The sequence below is a fragment of the Psychrobacter sp. NPDC078409 genome, from assembly GCF_050268505.1.
In the GTDB taxonomy this organism is placed as follows: Bacteria; Pseudomonadota; Gammaproteobacteria; order Pseudomonadales; family Moraxellaceae; genus Psychrobacter.
Genome location: NZ_JBNNGW010000002.1, coordinates 208016 through 226565, shown reverse-complemented (window position 1 = coordinate 226565; position 18550 = coordinate 208016). Strand labels below are relative to the sequence as shown.

At 42.0% G+C, this 18550-nt stretch carries 16 protein-coding genes; 2 read left to right on the top strand and 14 right to left on the bottom strand.

Features of this window, described 5'->3' with window-relative positions:
* Positions 1 to 68: 68 nt before the first annotated feature.
* The gene (locus tag ACQKC9_RS04035; protein WP_427620593.1) at positions 69 to 1277 is read right to left on the bottom strand and encodes a transglycosylase SLT domain-containing protein; all 1209 of its coding nucleotides are present in this window, start codon (positions 1275 to 1277) and stop codon (positions 69 to 71) included.
* Between the two features lie 1081 nt (positions 1278 to 2358).
* Positions 2359 to 3183, bottom strand: a complete 825-nt coding sequence (locus tag ACQKC9_RS04030) for a Nif3-like dinuclear metal center hexameric protein (RefSeq protein WP_427620592.1) — start codon at positions 3181 to 3183, stop codon at positions 2359 to 2361.
* Positions 3184 to 3563: 380 nt separating this feature from the next.
* On the opposite strand from ACQKC9_RS04030, the gene ACQKC9_RS04025 reads away from it, so the two are divergent.
* Positions 3564 to 4889 carry a S1C family serine protease gene (locus ACQKC9_RS04025; RefSeq protein WP_427620591.1) on the top strand — a complete coding sequence of 442 codons (1326 nt, stop codon included), beginning with the start codon at positions 3564 to 3566 and terminating at the stop codon, positions 4887 to 4889.
* Between the two features lie 169 nt (positions 4890 to 5058).
* On the opposite strand, the gene yfaE is transcribed toward ACQKC9_RS04025, so the two are convergent.
* From yfaE to ACQKC9_RS03980, 9 genes are all read right to left on the bottom strand, one after another.
* On the bottom strand, positions 5059 to 5328 hold the full coding sequence (yfaE, locus tag ACQKC9_RS04020) for a class I ribonucleotide reductase maintenance protein YfaE (protein ID WP_427620590.1): 270 nt from the start codon (positions 5326 to 5328) through the stop codon (positions 5059 to 5061).
* 185 nt (positions 5329 to 5513) lie between these two features.
* Positions 5514 to 6647: a class Ia ribonucleoside-diphosphate reductase subunit beta gene (nrdB, locus tag ACQKC9_RS04015; protein ID WP_057759544.1), complete on the bottom strand. Its 1134-nt coding sequence runs from the start codon at positions 6645 to 6647 to the stop codon at positions 5514 to 5516.
* Positions 6648 to 6744: 97 nt separating this feature from the next.
* Positions 6745 to 7116, bottom strand: a complete 372-nt coding sequence (locus ACQKC9_RS04010; RefSeq protein ID WP_427620589.1) for a hypothetical protein — start codon at positions 7114 to 7116, stop codon at positions 6745 to 6747.
* Positions 7117 to 7614: 498 nt separating this feature from the next.
* On the bottom strand, positions 7615 to 8301 hold the full coding sequence (locus ACQKC9_RS04005) for a hypothetical protein (protein WP_427620588.1): 687 nt from the start codon (positions 8299 to 8301) through the stop codon (positions 7615 to 7617).
* A gap of 52 nt (positions 8302 to 8353) precedes the next feature.
* Positions 8354 to 8725 carry a hypothetical protein gene (locus ACQKC9_RS04000; RefSeq protein WP_427620587.1) on the bottom strand — a complete coding sequence of 124 codons (372 nt, stop codon included), beginning with the start codon at positions 8723 to 8725 and terminating at the stop codon, positions 8354 to 8356.
* A complete protein-coding gene (locus ACQKC9_RS03995; protein WP_427620586.1) occupies positions 8725 to 9189 on the bottom strand; it encodes a hypothetical protein in 465 nt (154 codons plus the stop codon). The genes ACQKC9_RS04000 and ACQKC9_RS03995 overlap by 1 nt, the downstream gene beginning before the upstream one ends.
* 159 nt (positions 9190 to 9348) lie before the next feature.
* Positions 9349 to 11625 (bottom strand): class 1a ribonucleoside-diphosphate reductase subunit alpha, encoded by a 2277-nt coding sequence (gene nrdA, locus ACQKC9_RS03990; protein WP_102090443.1) that lies wholly within the window; start codon positions 11623 to 11625, stop codon positions 9349 to 9351.
* A 502-nt stretch (positions 11626 to 12127) separates the two neighbouring features.
* On the bottom strand, positions 12128 to 12418 hold the full coding sequence (locus ACQKC9_RS03985; protein ID WP_057762424.1) for a YbeD family protein: 291 nt from the start codon (positions 12416 to 12418) through the stop codon (positions 12128 to 12130).
* 535 nt (positions 12419 to 12953) lie between these two features.
* Positions 12954 to 13913, bottom strand: coding sequence for a bestrophin family protein (locus ACQKC9_RS03980; protein WP_427620585.1), 960 nt, complete (start codon positions 13911 to 13913; stop codon positions 12954 to 12956).
* Between the two features lie 652 nt (positions 13914 to 14565).
* Here ACQKC9_RS03980 and ACQKC9_RS03975 point away from each other — a divergent pair.
* Complete coding sequence (locus tag ACQKC9_RS03975; RefSeq protein ID WP_427620584.1) at positions 14566 to 16065, top strand: SulP family inorganic anion transporter; 1500 nt, start codon at positions 14566 to 14568, stop codon at positions 16063 to 16065.
* 274 nt (positions 16066 to 16339) lie between these two features.
* Here the strand turns inward: ACQKC9_RS03975 and ACQKC9_RS03970 are convergent, their stop codons facing one another.
* The 3 genes from ACQKC9_RS03970 to ACQKC9_RS03960 form a co-directional block, all read right to left on the bottom strand.
* Positions 16340 to 16648 carry an ArsR/SmtB family transcription factor gene (locus ACQKC9_RS03970; RefSeq protein ID WP_101204781.1) on the bottom strand — a complete coding sequence of 103 codons (309 nt, stop codon included), beginning with the start codon at positions 16646 to 16648 and terminating at the stop codon, positions 16340 to 16342.
* A gap of 542 nt (positions 16649 to 17190) precedes the next feature.
* Positions 17191 to 17721, bottom strand: a complete 531-nt coding sequence (locus ACQKC9_RS03965; RefSeq protein ID WP_427620583.1) for a DUF2798 domain-containing protein — start codon at positions 17719 to 17721, stop codon at positions 17191 to 17193.
* 33 nt (positions 17722 to 17754) lie between these two features.
* Positions 17755 to 18549, bottom strand: coding sequence for a siderophore-interacting protein (locus tag ACQKC9_RS03960; protein WP_427620582.1), 795 nt, complete (start codon positions 18547 to 18549; stop codon positions 17755 to 17757).
* Between the last annotated feature and the right edge of the window lies 1 nt (position 18550).

The following is an 18550-nucleotide window of genomic DNA, read 5'->3' as shown; positions in this document are numbered from 1 at the left end:
TTTTTTATTTAACAAGAATAACTTATTTTGAGACGTCAGCTTGCGAACTGTCTAGTAATAGCTACGAATTAGACAGTCTGGGTTTTGATCGTCTCAAGATAGCTTCTGATATTACTGACATAATGCATGGCTTGACCATAGCGGCTATTCGACGCTCTATTATCTGCTAAATAAGCATAGACGTTCGCCCAACTCTTATCATCGATACCTTGAGCTCGTAGTTCGCGCTGGATTCTTTTTACCGCATTGGGACCCATGTTATAACCTGCAAGGGCAAACCAGATACGGTCAGTTTTTGGCACGTCAGAGAAGTCCGCTTTCACTTGCTCTAGATAGCGTGCACCGCCACCAATGCTTTGGTAAGGATCAACACGGTCTGAGACGCCCATCGCTTTTGCAGTGTTGTTGGTCAGCATCATTAATCCGCGTACGCCAGTCGGCGAGACAGCGTTGGCATCAAGATGTGACTCTTGATAACCCATCGCGACCAATAGTTCCCAATCGTGATTATAATTGCGTGCTTGCTCTTCAAACGAAGACTGATAGTCCGGTAATTTTTCCGTCAACGTCTTCTGGAAATGATCCTGACTATAGGCATCCTTAAGCAAGTTTTGATTGTAGAACGCGGCAAGTTTTTGTGTGTTTTTTAGCTTGATGCTATCGCACAAAAAGTAACTGGCCTTTCTTGATAGTGGATCATTGGATGAGCTAAATGTCCAACTTACCTTAGGATGTAGACCATTTTTAGTCAGACTAGAATCATAACCACAGCTGACATTGATAGAAGATAGGTTCAACTGGCTTTTTAGCTTAGTGCTAGCCGTAGTCAGCGCCATGTCAGCGTTGCCGGTTCTTAATGCTTTTAGCGCCGCTTCTTCACTGGCGTAGGCTTTTAGATTGATATCGACACCGAGCTCGTCAGCATAAGTGCGCACCAGATCAAACCCAAAACCATGTTGGAAGCCATCGGTAGCAAAGTAAGTGCTATCGCCTGGTACCGCAGCAATGGTCAAGGTGTTCTCCAGCATGACGTTGTCATAGGCTGGTACCGATGTGTTCATGGTCGTCAAACTCTCAGCGGGCAACGAGAGTAGAGCGATGCTAGAGATTTGTGCCAGCTTCTTGGTTCTGGCAAAACGATTAGACGCAATAGGGGTAACGGATGAAACGATGTTACTTTTGGTGTTCAGTAGGCGTTTAGATGGACGCAGTAAATAAGAAATACGGCGTTTGGCCCCTTGCGCAGATACTTTTACACGATAAGTAATACGCTGCATGGATGTCTCCTGATTTTAGCCATCCTTCTTACCGCAAAAACACGCATAAATATATGTGCATAATATTGACATATATCGATATCGTGTCTTAAATAAAGTGGCATTTTTAATAGGATAAATGCCGCTCTATCTTGTTTGACTATAGCGCCACTAGCGTACTCTCTCTAAGAGTTAGTGGGATAGTTTGTCGTCAGCTAGCTATCGATATGTCATAAAAACGTTCTAAATAGTATTTATAAGTACTGGTTTAAAATACTGAACGCACAACGACGTGAAGGATATAAATCAGATGATTCCTTCATCGATAACTAAATATGGCTAGTGGCCAAACAACTATATGTCAAACATAGGTAAGGTCATGATTAAGTTATTGAGACAAAGGCATAGCTTGAAACATTGATGTAAGGTTTTGCCAATGAGGCAAATACATTCATCTGTTTTAACTATGCTAACTTTGATGGCTGGCTATACTTTGAATCACTAATATTAAGTTACTAGTAATAGGATAGCTGGCTACTAAAGTTGTTTGTCCAGCAATGAGGGTAAGCAAAATAACCAGAATTGATAGTTTATAGCTGTCTATCAAACTGACTATGTCATATCGTCATCGCGACACCAAAAATAAAAAAATACTATGCCGCTAACATATATAGTGCAAACATAGTATTTCAATGGGTAGCGGTTTAAAACCTTATCACTGATATAGCGTGATAAAGTCTTAAATAACTACCAGCATTATTTTAGTGCCATAACCGGAAGCTGTAATAATGGGAAGTTTCATGACAAAACGTTCTTTCTTACGGGTAGTAATATGCGGTTACTAATTGCATTATTCAAGTGGAGTTAAGAAAAAAGCGATAAAACTTAACAATTAAGATATAAACGGTTAATTTTCCAGATATTTGGTACATAATAATCAAAAATAGAATAACAAAGTTCAAATGGTAGTCAAACTAGACTTTATGCTTATGGTGTGACTATAGCTGTTAGCAAGTCTAGTTTGGCTTTTAAACTATCATTTTCTCTACAATTTTTTCTCTATAAATGACCACCGTTTAAAATGGCTTTTTAAGTGGCTAGTTTATGCTGGATTTTCGATATCGATAAAGGTAACTGGCAGACCAAATTTTTGAGCGACTATCTCTCCTAACGCCTGAATACCGCCACGCTCCGTCGCATGATGACCACAAGCAAAATAGTCAATCCCAAGCTCACGCGCGCTATGCGTGGTACGCTCAGATATCTCTCCTGAGATAAACGCATCACAGCCCATGCTAGCCGCTTGCTCAATCATATCTTGTGCACCGCCCGTACATATACCCACACGTTCGATCAGCCTACCATTTGTCTGAGCAGATGAGTCTGCATGATACTCAGCTGAGATATGTAATGGCGCGCGACCTAAAGCTTGAGTAATGGTGGCAATAAGATCGTCAGCGCTTTGCGGTGTACAAGTAGCGATATTGCCCACAGGATGGGATTCAGTAGGATATAGCCCACCAGTGATTGTCATGCCGAGTACGTCAGCAAGCTTCGCATTATTGCCAGAGATTGGGTGTGCATCAAGCGGTAGATGATAGCCAAGCATAGAGATACCATGTTGCATCAGCTTGCGCACGCGTCGACCTTTCATCCCAGTGAGAGTAGCAGGTTCACCTTTCCAGAAATATCCATGATGTACCATAATCGCATCGGCATTGTTAGCAATCGCAGCATCTATCAAGGCTTCACAAGCCGTGACACCAGTGACGATACGCTGAATCGGGCGTCCACCATCGACTTGTAGGCCATTTGGCGCATAGTCTTTAAACGCGCTGGTAGATAAGTAGTCGTCACAGAACTGTGTCAACGCCTGAGCGCTAATGCTTTGAGTATTGGATTCAGCTGTCGTATGATTTGCAGTCATTATATTTTCCTGTCATTAATAAAATGTATGTCGTAAGGTGCTATAGATTAACTAAGCAAAAATTATGTATTATCTGTCATGTTTGAGAATGTTTAATTTTTAGCTTCTAGCTTTATGTTCAATTCTCAAGATGCTTAAGTGTCGAGTATCGTAAAAGCTATTTTAACATGTCGTTGTAAGCAAGCAGACAAGCTGGATAACTGAAATGGTACACGATACGTTACTATTTACTGGTATTGCGGTTATAATTTATACACGTGAGTCTGCCTAGCTGTATAGCATTTGACCATCCTATGAATGGGTCAAGACTAGCTAAGCGGTTGCTATTATCTCACTTCGTTTTTCACTGTCTGTTTGCAATAAATTTATAGAGGTTTTATATGTCGTCATCCCGGAACACCAATGACAAGGCGTCTTTATTAAAATGGTTACCTTGGGTCTTATTGCTGCTAGTGTTGGCAGCGTTTATCTGGTTGTTCACGAGTATGAAGTCGACATCGGAGGCTACATGGGAGCCGCCGAGAACCCCGCCTGCTGAGCAGCAAGCAGCAGAACCAGTGTCGGACACGCCAGCGCCTATCTCTTCTTATCATAATGCGGTGGCGCGCGCGTCGCAGTCTGTAGTCAATATCTATACGACGCAAACGATGACCGAGCATCCTTATATGGATGATCCCGTACTGCGCCGGTTTTTTGAATATCATGGTGGCCCATCACAAGAGCAGGGCAATACCAATTTAGGCTCTGGTGTGATCGTATCAGAAGATGGCTATATCGTGACCAATGCTCATGTGATCGAAAAAGCTGATGAAATCACAGTCGCATTCAATGATGGTCGTAAGAGCCGTGCCAGAATCATTGGTACAGATCCTGATAGTGACCTAGCTGTGATCAAGGTCGATATGACAGGGCTGACACCACTTGGCTTCCGCGAAGATCCGATTCGTGTGGGTGATTTGGCCTTAGCAATTGGTAATCCGTTCGGTGTGGGTCAGACAGTGACGCAGGGGATTATCTCAGCGACTGGACGTACTGGATTGGGCGTTAATAAGTTTGAAGATTTTATCCAAACCGATGCGGCGATTAATCCGGGTAACTCAGGCGGCGCACTGGTCGATGCTCATGGCGAGCTAGTCGGTATCAACACCGTCATATTCTCGCGCTCTGGTGGCTCAATGGGCATTGGCTTTGCGATTCCAACGGCACTGGTTGAGCAAGTGATGAATGCCTTGATCAAAGACGGCCGTGTCAGTCGTGGTTGGTTAGGTATCGAGATTCAGTCACAGCTACGTGACCCAACACAGTTAGAGACGTCAACAGGTGTAGAAGTGCTAAACGTCATTGATAACAGTCCAGCGGAAAAAAGCGGTCTACGTGTCGGTGATATCGTCCTAACCATCGATGATGTCGAGATGACAGATGCCAATACTTTGATTCAGTATGTTGCTCGTAAGCCACCAAACACTGAACTGGATGCGCAGATACTACGTCAAGGTAAAAACGCCCAAGTAAAAATCACGCTAGAAGAGCGTCCAGCACAAGAGCCGCTTGAGCGTCCTGTCGTACTACAAAATGAGAGCATGGGTGGAATGGAGCAACCAAACATTCAAGGTGATGAAGAAACGCCAATGATGTCAAAGGCAGAGCGTGATCGTATGCGTGAAGAGCTGATGAAACTGTTTGAACAAGATGCTGCGTCGCAGTAAGTCGTAGTTACTGTTACCACTATGTGCTGACTCATAATGTATATATGAGTCAGCATTTTTATTTGGCTGATAACATAAAAAAGCGCGCTCCTTATCTAGAGGAGCGCGCTTTTTGTTGGAGCTGATTTTTCTAAATTTTAAAGGCTAACTTTATCTATATATAACCCTGCTATAACTTCTGAATCGGGTCATGATTGATATAAATAACGCCTTGCACACGGCAACAGCAAGGCAGGATTTCATCTTCTTCAATCATCGCCAGTGGGTCAAATGGATAATCGACTGTATGCGAGCTAGCAATACGTTTGACTCGGCAGCTACCACAGTAGCCTTCGCGGCATTGATAGTTTACATCGTGTCCGGTGCGTAGCAGTCCATCTAGCAGACTCTCGTCATCATGTAGATAGAACTGCTTTTTACTGGTCATTACCCAAGTCATCGTTAATCCTATTGGGATATGTCTATGCTATTACTATCCCTACTATTAACCCATAAGACGATTATAGCGGTAGAAATTTTATAGCTTCAAATTTCTACCGCTTAAGCCTTTATCATTCCAAGCTCTTTTAATTCAGATTTTTATAGTTCAAACCTTTATAGCTCAAATCTCTTACAACTCAGCTCTTATAATTCAAAGTCATCAAAATCACTATCCGATAAATCAGAGTCAATCTGACCGACCAAGTACGAGCTAATCTCAGTCTCTTGCGGTGCTACTTGCACATTGTCAGACGACAACCACGTGTTGATCCACGGGATTGGGTTTGACTTTGAGTTCGGGAACGCCGCTGGCAAGCCGACCGTTTCCATACGCAAGTTGGTGATGTATTCGATATATTGGCACAAAATGTCTTTGTTTAGGCCGATCATCGAGCCATCTTTGAACAGATAGCCTGCCCATTCTTTTTCTTGCTCAGCAGCCTTGCGGAAGATTTCGATGCTTTCTTCATAACACTCTGCGGCAATCTCGACCATTTCAGGGTCGTCACGACCATTGCGCATGAGGTTTAGCATATGCTGCGTACCCGTCAGATGCAGCGCTTCATCACGAGCGATTAGCTTGATGATTTTGGCATTACCTTCCATCAATTTGCGCTCAGCAAACGCAAACGAGCAGGCAAACGACACATAGAAACGAATGGCTTCTAGGACGTTGACCGCCATGATGCATAGGTACATTTGTTTCTTCAATGATCTTAAATCAACCGTCACTTGCTCGCCATTGATGTTGTGCGTACCTGGCCCATACAGGCTATATAGCTGTGAGTTGCGGTACAGCTCATCATAGTACTGGGCGATATCAGAGGCACGGCCTAAGATGTGCTCGTTTTGCATGATGTCATCAAAGATAATATTTGGGTCATTGACGATATTACGAATGATATGCGTATAGCTGCGTGAGTGAATGGTCTCAGAGAACGACCATGTCTCAATCCACGTCTCAAGCTCAGGGATAGACACCAGCGGCAGTAGCACCACGTTTGGACTACGACCTTGGATAGAGTCGAGTAGGGTCTGGTACTTGAGGTTGCTCAAAAATATATGCTGCTCATGCGAGGACAGATTGCTAAAGTCGATACGATCGCGTGATACATCGACTTCTTCTGGACGCCAAAAGAACGATAGCTGCTTTTCAATCAATTGCTCAAAGATAGGGTGTTTTTGTTGGTCATAGCGCGCCACGTTGACGGGCTGACCAAAGAACATCGGCTCTTTTAGCGCATTGTTTGGCGTTTGAGAAAAAATCGAGTAAGTCATGGGACTGCCTTTATAATTGATACGGTTATTAATTTATAGGGGTTTGACTGGTTTTGATTTGAGGTTATGACACGTTTTTGGATTATAGCGTTTTAGCTTAGAGGTTCTCTAGCGATATCTGCGACGACTCTTGCCCATCGTTCATATAGGCTTTGAATATTTCGCTCAGCTCACTATCATCGAGTGCTTCTAGTTCATCAAGTGCGCTTTTGCGTAGGGTACTCACATCAGACTCTTCTGCTGCTATTTTTAAGTCTTTTTTAGCCGCTCTCGATGCTGGTTTTTTGACTGCTTTTGCCACGCTTTTTTTGGCGACAGTTGTCTTTGGTGCTTCATCCATACCTAACTGCTGACGCACCTCTGCAATATCAACCTCGACTTGTACGATATGCGAGCCACCATCGTTTAGGTCTGAAAATACGTTTGGGATAAACAAACCACCGTCTTTGATGATTGCGGTATATTGCACATGACCTCCGTCGTTTTAGTTCTATCTGTATGTTTTAATTATAACAGTAGCTAATCCCGCCTACCGCTTGTATCTGCCTTGCCGCTGGCGTGCAGTCTATTGTGTCTGACCGCATTCCTGTTGCCTCGATACTACGTTCAGTCACGGACTGCATCGCCATCGTCGTCAGCAGGATACCGCTATAGTCGGGGCTAAACGACCTTGTTAGGACATGGTTGATCTTGCCTACAAGTATCGCTATTTATGCTTATTGCGTAGGGTGCTTTTTAAGCACCGTTAAACACTTTCAAACTGTTGGTGCGCGGGGCGCACCCTACATCACGAGCCAACATAAGCTATAAAGTTGGCTATGTTTTTGCGTAGGCTGGGTTTTTAACCCAGCATCCTGTTTTTGCAGAATTAAAAGGCTGGGTTAAAAACCCAGCCTACAACATCCGCTACGATCTAAACGTAGGTTGGTGTCGAAGAATGAGACCCAACAAATTGTTAAATTTAAAATCAAAATACATACTCAATTTTCTTTCTAGGCAAACGAATGTGAATGATAAAGTAAACTATAGGTAATATAAATAAAGACTTGGAAAGTGCAATTACAAATTCCTTGAATATATCTGAGTTATTTTCCAGTATTCCTATAGAGTTGTATATCCAGAACATAATCAGACAAAAGACTATAAGAGATAATAAGATTCTTATAAAGTCTATAAAATTAGTATCAGATTTTTTAGATACCTTAAGTTCTACATCAATCATTCTATGCAAAATAATTAAACTGTTTTCTTCAAATCTTTTCAAAGTAATATTTAATTTAAAACTTTCATTTTTATTCATTAGATCGGGTAAGATTAGAATTTTGTTAATTTCTTTTCGAGTATATACTTCTACATTGGATGGATTTTTATCATAAATTTGATAGCTGATTATCTTAGAACCATTCTTAAAATCTAAAACTACTGGTTTGTGAAAGTCTTTTTTGGTAAGTGATTTACTACCACTATTATGAAATTCAAGAGTAATACACTGTTTCGATTCAGTTTCTAACTCTGTATTTTTAAGGTTTTTATCAAGAAATATTACACAAGATATCCTTTTTCTTGGCTTGTAAATTATTTTTATAGCTGCTGCTACAATAGGAGATATAACAGCTATAATAGCTTTAGAAATAATAGCAGCATCTAAGATCATAATTTCACCTTGAATACGTAATACATTTTTAGTATAGCTATTTTATTAAAATTTAAAAATTATTACGACGAGTAATTTGATGAAATTCTATCGGAGTAGTTGGCTCAAAGCTCATTGCGTACTGATAGCAAACATCTACCCATTGATGGTTCCTATAAAATGCGAGTACAATTCGCTTTACAGTTTGATATCCTATTGAAAATTGATCTCTTAATTCATGCTCAAACCTACTCCAGACAATATCTGATTTAAGATCAATTAATTCATCATATTTTTGAAATATATCGTGAGCCTTTTCGATTTGTTCTTCATTCCAGTTCATAGTCAGTATTAAATTTTCTACAGGATGTTCATCAGAATCAATACAGTTTGCAAGAAGGGTTACATGATACTGAAGTAGATTAACCTTTTCTTCTAAATTCATTATTTTTCTCCAATTCCATATAGTATAGTATTTGAGGTAGATATTGAGTCTTGAATATACGATCTAATTTTCAGAACGTCGTCACTATCTATACTACCCTGCGTATATTTTTTCTCATAAAAATGAAGCTTGTTTTGGGCATTTACTAGATTCTCACGTATTTCTTTGTCTGCTCCGAGTTCACTCAATATACTGATTGAGTGACTTAATTGATTATTAATATCTTTAACTATGTTTGGAACTTTATTACCTCTAGGCTGCTGATTCAGGCTAGTTGGTAATTGGTTGCAAATCTCTAAGATACGATCAATTTTTTGAGTACATTTGGCTAAGTTTATTTTTCTTATGTCTGCTTTGATTTGTTCACGATAGTTTTTCGCATTTGAAGCTTGCATTATAGCTACTACCATAGATATGACACTTACTAATGAACCAACCATTGTAATTATACTATCAGTAGTCACATTACTTACCTATTCTTATTGAATGATAAAAGCTGGTTAAATATTAGTTCAGAAAAATACTAAACCTAAATCATTTCATATATTAGATAAAACACTGTCTTATCGCCAATTTCGAATAGCGAGCTTAACCCAAGAGCCAAACCCGCCATCCAACAAAACTTAGATCTTACACGCACCGCCAGCGCAATCATCTTCCATATCCGCTTGGGCGTCGTTCGCACCATCACGAGTGTTATGGTAGTACAACGTCTTCACACCCATTTTATAAGCGTTTAGCAAATCTTTTAGCAATATCTTCATCGGTACACGGCCACCTGCATAACGAACTGGATCGTAGTTGGTGTTGGCAGAGATACTTTGATCGACGAATTTCTGCATGATAGCGACCAGCTTTAGGTAACCGTCATTGTTTGGCATTTGCCATAGTAGCTCGTACTGATCTTTTAGCTTATCAATCTCAGGCACGACTTGCTTTAAGATGCCATCTTTTGACGCTTTGATAGAGACCAGACCACGTGGTGGCTCGATACCGTTGGTCGCGTTGGCGATCTGACTAGAGGTCTCAGACGGCATCAAGGCGGTTAGGGTAGAGTTGCGTAGACCGTGCTCAGTGATCTCGCCGCGTAGCGTTTCCCAATCGAGATGTAGCGGCTCTTGGCAGATTTTGTCCAAGTCAGCTTTGTACGTATCAATCGGCAAGATACCTTGTGAGTACGTGGTCTCATTGAACGCAGGGCACGCGCCTTGCTCTTTTGCCAATTTGTTTGACGCTTTCAAGAGATAGAACTGCAACGCTTCAAACGTCTGATGAGTCAGACCAAGCGCGCTGTCGTCAGAGTAGCGTGCGCCATTCTTAGCTAAGTAATAAGCATAGTTAATCACGCCAACACCGAGCGTACGGCGACGCATGCTGCCGTTTTGAGCCGCTTTTACTGGATAGTCTTGATAGTCGAGCAGGGCATCAAGCGCACGGACGATTAGCTCGGCTGGCTCTTCGATATCGCTGACGTTTTCAACTTTACCCAAGTTGACCGCTGATAGCGTACAAAGCGCGATTTCGCCTTCTTCGTCATTGATGTTATCCAGTGGCTTAGTCGGTAGCGCGATTTCCATACATAGGTTTGACTGGCGAATCGGCGCAACCGTCGCGTCAAATGGGCTGTGCGTGTTGCAATGATCGACGTTTTGGATATAGATACGACCTGTGCTGGCGCGCTCTTGCATCATTAGGCTGAACAAATCAGCAGCTGGGATTTGACGGCTACGAACGTTAGGATCATTTTCGTACTTGGTGTATAGCTCTTCGAATTTGTCTTGATCTTCAAAGAATGCATCATATAGGCCTGGCGTGTCGCCTGGTGAGAATAGCGAGATGTCTTGACCTTTGATGAGGCGCGTGTACATTGTCTTGTTTAACTGTACGCCGTAGTCCATATGACGGACACGGTTGTCTTCGACGCCGCGGTTGTTTTTCAGTACCAGTAATGACTCAACTTCTAAATGCCATAGTGGGTAGAACAGGGTCGCAGCACCGCCACGGACGCCACCTTGTGAGCAGCATTTCACCGCCGTTTGGAACAGTTTGTAGAATGGGATACAACCAGTATGCTGCGCTTCGCCGCCACGGATAGGGCTACCAAGGGCGCGGATACGACCTGCGTTGATGCCGATACCAGCACGCTGTGACACATAGCGTACGATGGCGCTGGTGGTCGCGTTGATAGAGTCTAGGCTATCACCACATTCGATCAATACGCACGAGCTAAACTGGCGCGACGGGGTACGCACACCTGACATGATAGGCGTTGGTAGTGAGATTTTGAATTCTGAGGTCGCATCATAGAAGCGTTTGACGAAATCAAGACGATCTGACTTGTCGTATTGACTAAACAAACACATACCAACGAGCATATATAAGAACTGCGGGCTCTCATAAACAGTTTTGCTCACGCGATCCTGTACTAGATATTTACCTGCCATTTGCTCAACAGCTGCATAGGCAAGATTCATATCGCGCCAGTGATCAAGATACTCTTCCAACTCGTCAAATTCAGCACGGCTATAGTCAGCTAGGATGTGCTGATCATATTTGCCAGCGTCTGTCAAAGTTTTGACATGGTCATATAGATGCGGCGGGGTGAATTTGTTATAAGCAATCTTACGTAGATGGAAGATAGCCAAGCGCGCAGCCAGATATTGATAGTCAGGCGTGGTTTCAGAGATTAGGTCGGCGGCAGATTTGATGATGGTTTCGTGAATGTCACGAGTCTTGATACCTTCATAAAACTGGATGTGCGACTTTAGCTCAACTTGAGACACAGACACGTTGTCCAAGCCGTGAGCTGCCCACGCTATTACCTTGTGGATTTTGTCTAAATCAATAGGCTCTAAACGTCCATCACGTTTGGTTACTTGGATTTTGTCAATATGTGTCATGCTGGCCTCTATTTTGATTGCTTATTGTGATGCTGCGCGCTGAATCAGCGGCAGACATTCTTTATAACGCTATTATGCGGGGTTGTGCTAGCTGGTTTTTTTGGGCAAAAAGCTACCACTACTCATAGTGACGGTTAAAATCACTGAGTACTACATATAGCGTGTTTGTTAATTGGTAGGCACAATATAGCGGGAAAATTTTGAAAATACTATATTGATTTTAGAATAAAACTATGTTGCTACAAGGTTGTAGGCAGTCCAAATTTTGGCAAAGGACGATGGGATAAGGGTTAGACGCAAATGCGGTCAATAATAAAATTTTTGTAAAAATATCGTGAGATTTACTTTTCATTCTCTCGGTTATTGTCGACTGATATTGCGAGTCATGGCGGCAATAATGCGGGCGCAGATTGTACATCAAACCACAAAAAATCGCCACCCATAACTTATTACTAGCGAGTGACGACTTGGACCAAAAAGGCGTTAAAGTTTTTTATGCGACTTATAAAACAATACGAACCGTTTTTGCATTATCAAGTGAGGCATAAAGCGCATTTACTTGCTCAGCAGCCGTTAGGTACAAATTAACCCGTGCTGAGTGAAAACGACCTGTTTTAGACGGCTTAACTTCGATAGACGCCAAATCAAAATCAGGGAACTGGCTACCCAAAATTAGCTTCACTTCATTAAGCAAACTCTCACGCTCGCCTTCATGACCGATAATGCTTAATGGGTAGTTCATTGGGAACTCCCAAAGCTCTGGGTTTTGAATATCGGTCTTTTTGCCTACCAATGCGCCTTTATTTGGCGTCAGGTCAGTTACTTTGACTGATGGCTGATTGCTAGTTGGGTTATTTGAATTGTTATCATTGTTGTCTTTTGAATCATCACTCATGATATGAGCCTCGCTTTTATAGGTAAATAGGTAAAAGTTAATCAGTCATTAGTAGTAAGTAACTAACATTAAGTCATTCGAAAATCGCTGCTATAGACATTTAGTTAGTCAGACATTTGCTCTAATGATGCCAAAAGCATAACACCAAAATCTGAGACAGGCTCAGTATGGTCGTAAGTGGCATTTAAATCAGTCAAGCTATAGTCGATTCAATTCAAAAGTAGTACAAGGCAACCGAGTGTAGATGTACATGTGATACTTCAAGCGAGGTTAACGCTGTCATACTTTTATAGTGGAATGGCTATATTAGGCAGAGAATATATGCACTGTTTATAGTGGTCTATGGACGATTATTCAAGTGAAGTCTGTATTTAGTCAGGTTTATCGCGAAACAGTAAGCCAAATGGCTTTTATTAATAGCTGTTAATAGAAGCTATTGCAAATAACCATTGATAGGAGTGATATCAGGCGGAATATCCGTCTCTCCCAATGCTTCTCGCAGATTAATCTCGATAGTGCGTGACAAGGCAGTTAGAGGTAACTGGTTAGCCGCCAAGCCAAAAGGCTCTTCTAACTCTTCACTAAGCGCGTCCAAACCAAAAAAGGTATAAGCAATTACCGCACAAATCAACGGGGTCGCCCAACCGAGTGATGCCACCAAGCCAAAGGGCAACATAATGCAATACAGATAGGTGGTGCGATGTACCAGCAGCATGTAAGCAAAGGGTAGCGGGGTGTTATGAATACGCTCGCAAGCTGCCAGTACAATTGTCATAGAGGTCAGGCGCTCGTCCATGTTTTGTACGACTTGCTCCGATACCAGTCCCTGACGCCGAATATCGCCAAGCTGCTTACCCATCAGGCGCATTATATAATCAGGTACGTTTTTCGCTTGGCGCATACGGTCATAATGTATTGCTGCGACAAGAGGCTCGATATCCGTCCAAGGTGGCGTACCACGCAATCGGTGGCGCACCGCATGGGCAAAAGCAATGGTCAGATATACCATTGTTCGCTGAGTATCTCGTCCAGTTGCATTGTTATCCTCGTCATCTTCTATACCAGTCGCATCGTCCTCGTCTATAAAGGATAGCACTTGGCGCGTTAAGCTACGAGAGTCATATACCAGCTGACCCCATAGTCCGCGCGCTTCCCACCAACGCTGATAACTGGCGTTGTTTCGAAACCCAAGAAACAATGATAACGCAATTCCAAGCAAGGTAAACGTTGCCATACCATAATAGGGAAACGAGTCAGGAAGCCAGTGCTGAATAATCGTGATAAGCGTACTAAGAATAGTAATCAGCAAAATTTGCGGATAGATTTTTGGAATGATTGATCCACGTAGGGTAAAAAATATCTTAAGGGCATTGGGTGTTTGCCGGACAATCATGTCAGTTTCCTAGCGATGGGGTATATGGGGACACTATTCAATGTCCCATGTGATTCTAATATAGAATCGAGTTCTGTAAAGCCCAAAAGACTATAAATTTATTCAAACAGAAGCGTAGGGTGGTTACTTGAGCTCGGTAATTGGGATAGCCAAAAAGTTAAATCCTCGCCAAAAGGGAGATGTTTTTATTAATTTACTTTATGTATGTTAAAATGACGCAAAATATCACTTCTTAACTCTATAAAAGCTGCCACCACAAAGATGAATATGCCACCCTAGCTGTACCCCTCCTCAGTAATGATTGCTTCCTATAGCAATTACTCTCATAAAGCGTCTAACGCTTTTTCTTGTGCGCACGCACTGCTTTAACGTTTGTATCACTATTCGATATATCTAGTGGATCCTAAAGATTATCCCACTAAAAGTATGTTATGACGATAACTCGCTAACTATGATCGTTCACATCCTTATATTTATTACCTGACAGGTAATGGGCAAGGTACCTAGATAGAGATGTGTCAGACTTTTGATGTGAGCGGGTTTTTAACTACTTTTTAGATATTTCCTAAGTAACCATTGGATACTTTCCAAATAACTATCAGATACCTCGTTTATTGACAGACTATAGCAGTTCCCCAAAACTGAGTTAAATATGTTGAATACAATTAAAGAGCATTGGTTATCCAATGCGCGCGGCGATGTCTTGGCTGGCATGGTCGTCGCTTTGGCGCTTATCCCTGAAGCGATTGCGTTTTCTATCATTGCCGGTGTCGATCCCCAAGTAGGGCTTTATGCCTCGTTTTGTATCGCGGTAGTGATTTCGTTTGTCGGCGGTCGTCCAGCGATGATTTCGGCGGCGACAGGTGCGATGGCGCTACTAATGGTGACGCTGGTCAAGGATTATGGATTGCAGTATTTGTTAGCAGCCAGTGTGCTGACAGGTGTTATACAGATTATTTTTGGCTTCTTAAAGCTGGGGAATCTGATGAAATATGTATCGCAATCCGTAGTGCTCGGCTTTATCAATGCCTTGGCTATTTTGATTTTTATGTCGCAGGTTCCTGAGCTGATGCCGCAGGCAGGTTCAAACCTAGTACATGTTTACGGTCTTGTAGCGCTAGGTCTCGTCGTTATCTATGGCTATCCATATATTCCAAAGATTGGTAAAGTGATTCCATCGCCATTGGTCAGTATTGTACTGGTCACGGCTATAGCGATTTTATTGGGTGCAGAGGCTCGAACCATCAATGATATGGGGCAGCTACCTGATACCCTGCCGATGTTTTTGATACCTGATATCCCGTTGAACTTAGATACGTTGATTATTATTTTTCCGTATTCTATCAGTTTGGCGATAGTGGGCTTACTTGAGTCTATGATGACCATGACAATCGTAGATGATTTGACTGATACCAAAGGCGACCGTACGCAAGAATGCAAAGGCCAAGGTATTGCCAATGTGGTTAGTAGCTTTTTTGGCGGGATGGCAGGCTGTGCGATGATTGGGCAGTCGATCATCAACGTCAAGTCAGGCGGTTATACACGTCTTTCTACCTTAGTAGCAGGCGTGTTTTTATTATTGATGGTTGTGTTCTTAAGCGATTGGCTAAAGATTATTCCAATGGCCGCATTGGTCGCTGTGATGATTATGGTGTCTATCGGTACTTTTAACTGGGGTTCATTTAAAGAGCTAAAAACCAAGCCGCTGCAAAGTAATGTGGTTATGATTACGACCGTTGCTGTGGTGGTCGCGACGCATAACTTGGCTTATGGCGTATTGATTGGTGTGCTGCTATCAGCATTGTTCTTTGCCAATAAGATTGAGCGCTATATGAGTGTGCATAGTCACATGGATGAAGCAGTGCAAACGCGTTATTATCAAGTTGATGGCCAAGTATTTTTCTCATCAGCAGAGCGTATGATTGACTCCTTTGATATTAAAGAATCTGTCTCTAACGTGGTCATTGACGTGTCGCGCGCGCATTTTTGGGACGTGACAGCAGTCGCTGCCATAGATAAAGTGATTATTAAATTTCGCCGCGAAGGCACTGAAGTAGAGCTCATAGGTTTGAACGAGGCGAGCCAAGCGATGATAGACAATTTCGGTGTGCATGATAAGCCAGATGCTGAGCAAAGCTTAGGCGCGCATTAGTTAGCTATGGATTAGTAGTGTCATATTGATAAATACAAAAAAGCTGAGTGTACCTTGGCTTTTTTTATGCAAATTAAAAACTGATTAGAAGACTATATTCTATTATGGATAAGTATTTTACAAGCTAATAGGATGGCAGAAGAGAAGGGATAGCTAGAAGAGAAGAGGATGATAATTTAGAAAATGGTGTGATATTGAGATAGTTAATCGTTATATTGAAATATCTAGATGTTTTGTAACAAAGGAAAATAACTCTAAAGATTATGAGAATTTTTTAAAGTTTCAACAGCTCTTTTTCAACTTCATTGAGAAATGCTTCGATGTTAGCTTCATGACGCTGATAAAACGTCCATTGTCCATGGCGTTCGGACGTAACCAATCCTGCTTTTTTTAACACACCCATATAGTTTGAAATGGTTGATTGCGACAATCCAGCTTTTTCTTGGATGTAGCTGACGCATACCCCATCCAGATTAGCATGCTCTGGTAATGACGCTGGAAAGTTCGACCTGTCCTTCAACCACTTTATGATTTGACGACGCATGGGGTTGTTAAGTGCAGATATTATGTTTTCTGTATTCATAAAATGTGTGATATCGATACCTAGTTAATAATCAACAACTGTCAGAGTGGAACATTAGATTTTTAGCTTACTCATTATGAGTATAAACACCATAGATGAGTAGAGTCTATCTACCGCTAATGTGTCAACCATATACAAATAAACGGCTACTAGTAGCATCCTGCTTATAACTAGCGTTTATCTTCTGACTATACGTTGCTATAACAGTAGAGTATACAGCCAAAACTAGATTAATTATGACAGTTGTACTGTCTAGTCATCGGAATATTGTCGAATAGTAACAATATATGACGGGTAAAAAAGACTGTTTCAAATCGAAGTTAACACCAAACGTTGTTACGACTGACTTATTAAATACACGTTATTTCTTTGCCGAACCAGTAGTAAAATAGTATTAGAAAGCTTCTGACATGACAAGGGCGTGTTGAATATTCAACACGCCCTTGATGCTTTATGTTCTTCAATTTTATTAAGCTTTTTTATTAATCTGGTTAGCGTCGCGTCAGAGTGCCAAAAAATCTAATAAACATCGTCGTGATATTTTAGCTTTTTAGAAATGCTTCAATTTTTGGTTTGATAGTCATAGAAATGATGACCATTAACGTCAATCCTACTGGTAATGCAACTAGAAACCCTTCTAACCAGCCATTCAAAAATGCTGTTTGATTGGCAAAACCAATCGTCTTCGAGGCGGTGCTAAAGGCCAGCATAGACTCCATGATACAAGCCATCAATATACCTGTGATGAGATTACGCTTGTACTCTTTGGTATTAGGTAACTTGTGATTAATAAATTTTGTGACCAGACCCATCAGTAAGAAGCCAATCGGCATGATCGCATACGCTGCCAGTAGCGCTCTAGACCAGTCTATAAAAAATGTATCGGAATATCCGACATTCATATAGGTCATCACACCTGTTAAGAGACCACCTATGACAGTCATTAAGGCAAGTATTAACAACACTTTGTAGAGCAACGGTGTTTTTTTAGTGCCATCATTCTTAGCGCCACCACTTTTAGAGCCATCAATGAGCAGGGTCTTAGTATTTGCCGGCATAGTATTTGGAGCCATAGTTATTTTCCTATCATCATAAAGAGCGTTTAATTAGTCGGTGTTTTTTTCTGCCTGTCGATCGCTTACAGATTGGTCTTCTGCAACACCTGCTTTCCAGTAAGAAAAAGCATATAGTTCGTCTTTAGACCACTGTTGCTCGACCTTTAGATAATGACGAAGGGCTTTGACAGATGAGAATTCGCTAGCAATATAAGCAAAACGGCTCTGCTCTGCAGTTGGCAAATCGAGAGATTTTACTGTGTCGATTAATTGGCTGCCTTGGGTTGGATCTGGGTTGTGTAACCATGTCATGTTGATGTTGGCTGCTGTCGGCAATTCTTGCTCATCTTCTGCACCGTGCACTTCGATGATGCATTGACCAGTCGCACTGGCGGGCAAGCTTTCTAATATCGAGCCGAGCACTGGTATCGCTGTGGCATCGCCAATCAGTAGAAAATTATCTGCATCGGGACAAAGCGCTTTGGTTTTAGGCTTCATTAAGATACCAATCTCGTCGCCAACCTCAGCATGAGTGGCCCAGCCTGAAGCAGGCGCCTCGTCACCATGAGCGACAAAATCAATCCAGATCTGTTGTTTTGCCACATCAGCGCCGCGGTGAGTATAAGTGCGGACAACGAATGTAGTATTGTCATTTAGGTCAATTGGCTGAGCTTTATCGACAGGGATAAGTACTTTATTGTTTGCGCCAACTGTCATGGTCGCAATATTGGCAATAGTATCTGCTTGCCCTGTGAGGTATATACGGATGTAGTGCGGAGTAATCATTTGCTTGTGAGCCAAGGTCATGATCTCGCGTACTGGTTTTTGATTTATTGTGTTATTCATA

Coding starts and splice junctions, on each gene's coding strand:
- nrdA (WP_102090443.1), bottom strand. CDS start 11,625: ATGACACATATTGACAAAATCCAAGTAACCAAACGTGATGGACGTTTA.
- ACQKC9_RS04025 (WP_427620591.1), top strand. CDS start 3,564: ATGTCGTCATCCCGGAACACCAATGACAAGGCGTCTTTATTAAAATGG.
- ACQKC9_RS03960 (WP_427620582.1), bottom strand. CDS start 18,549: ATGAATAACACAATAAATCAAAAACCAGTACGCGAGATCATGACCTTG.
- ACQKC9_RS03975 (WP_427620584.1), top strand. CDS start 14,566: ATGTTGAATACAATTAAAGAGCATTGGTTATCCAATGCGCGCGGCGAT.
- ACQKC9_RS04035 (WP_427620593.1), bottom strand. CDS start 1,277: ATGCAGCGTATTACTTATCGTGTAAAAGTATCTGCGCAAGGGGCCAAA.
- nrdB (WP_057759544.1), bottom strand. CDS start 6,647: ATGACTTACTCGATTTTTTCTCAAACGCCAAACAATGCGCTAAAAGAG.
- ACQKC9_RS03965 (WP_427620583.1), bottom strand. CDS start 17,721: ATGGCTCCAAATACTATGCCGGCAAATACTAAGACCCTGCTCATTGAT.
- ACQKC9_RS04005 (WP_427620588.1), bottom strand. CDS start 8,301: ATGATCTTAGATGCTGCTATTATTTCTAAAGCTATTATAGCTGTTATA.
- yfaE (WP_427620590.1), bottom strand. CDS start 5,328: ATGACTTGGGTAATGACCAGTAAAAAGCAGTTCTATCTACATGATGAC.
- ACQKC9_RS04000 (WP_427620587.1), bottom strand. CDS start 8,725: ATGAATTTAGAAGAAAAGGTTAATCTACTTCAGTATCATGTAACCCTT.
- ACQKC9_RS03980 (WP_427620585.1), bottom strand. CDS start 13,913: ATGATTGTCCGGCAAACACCCAATGCCCTTAAGATATTTTTTACCCTA.
- ACQKC9_RS03970 (WP_101204781.1), bottom strand. CDS start 16,648: ATGAATACAGAAAACATAATATCTGCACTTAACAACCCCATGCGTCGT.
- ACQKC9_RS04030 (WP_427620592.1), bottom strand. CDS start 3,183: ATGACTGCAAATCATACGACAGCTGAATCCAATACTCAAAGCATTAGC.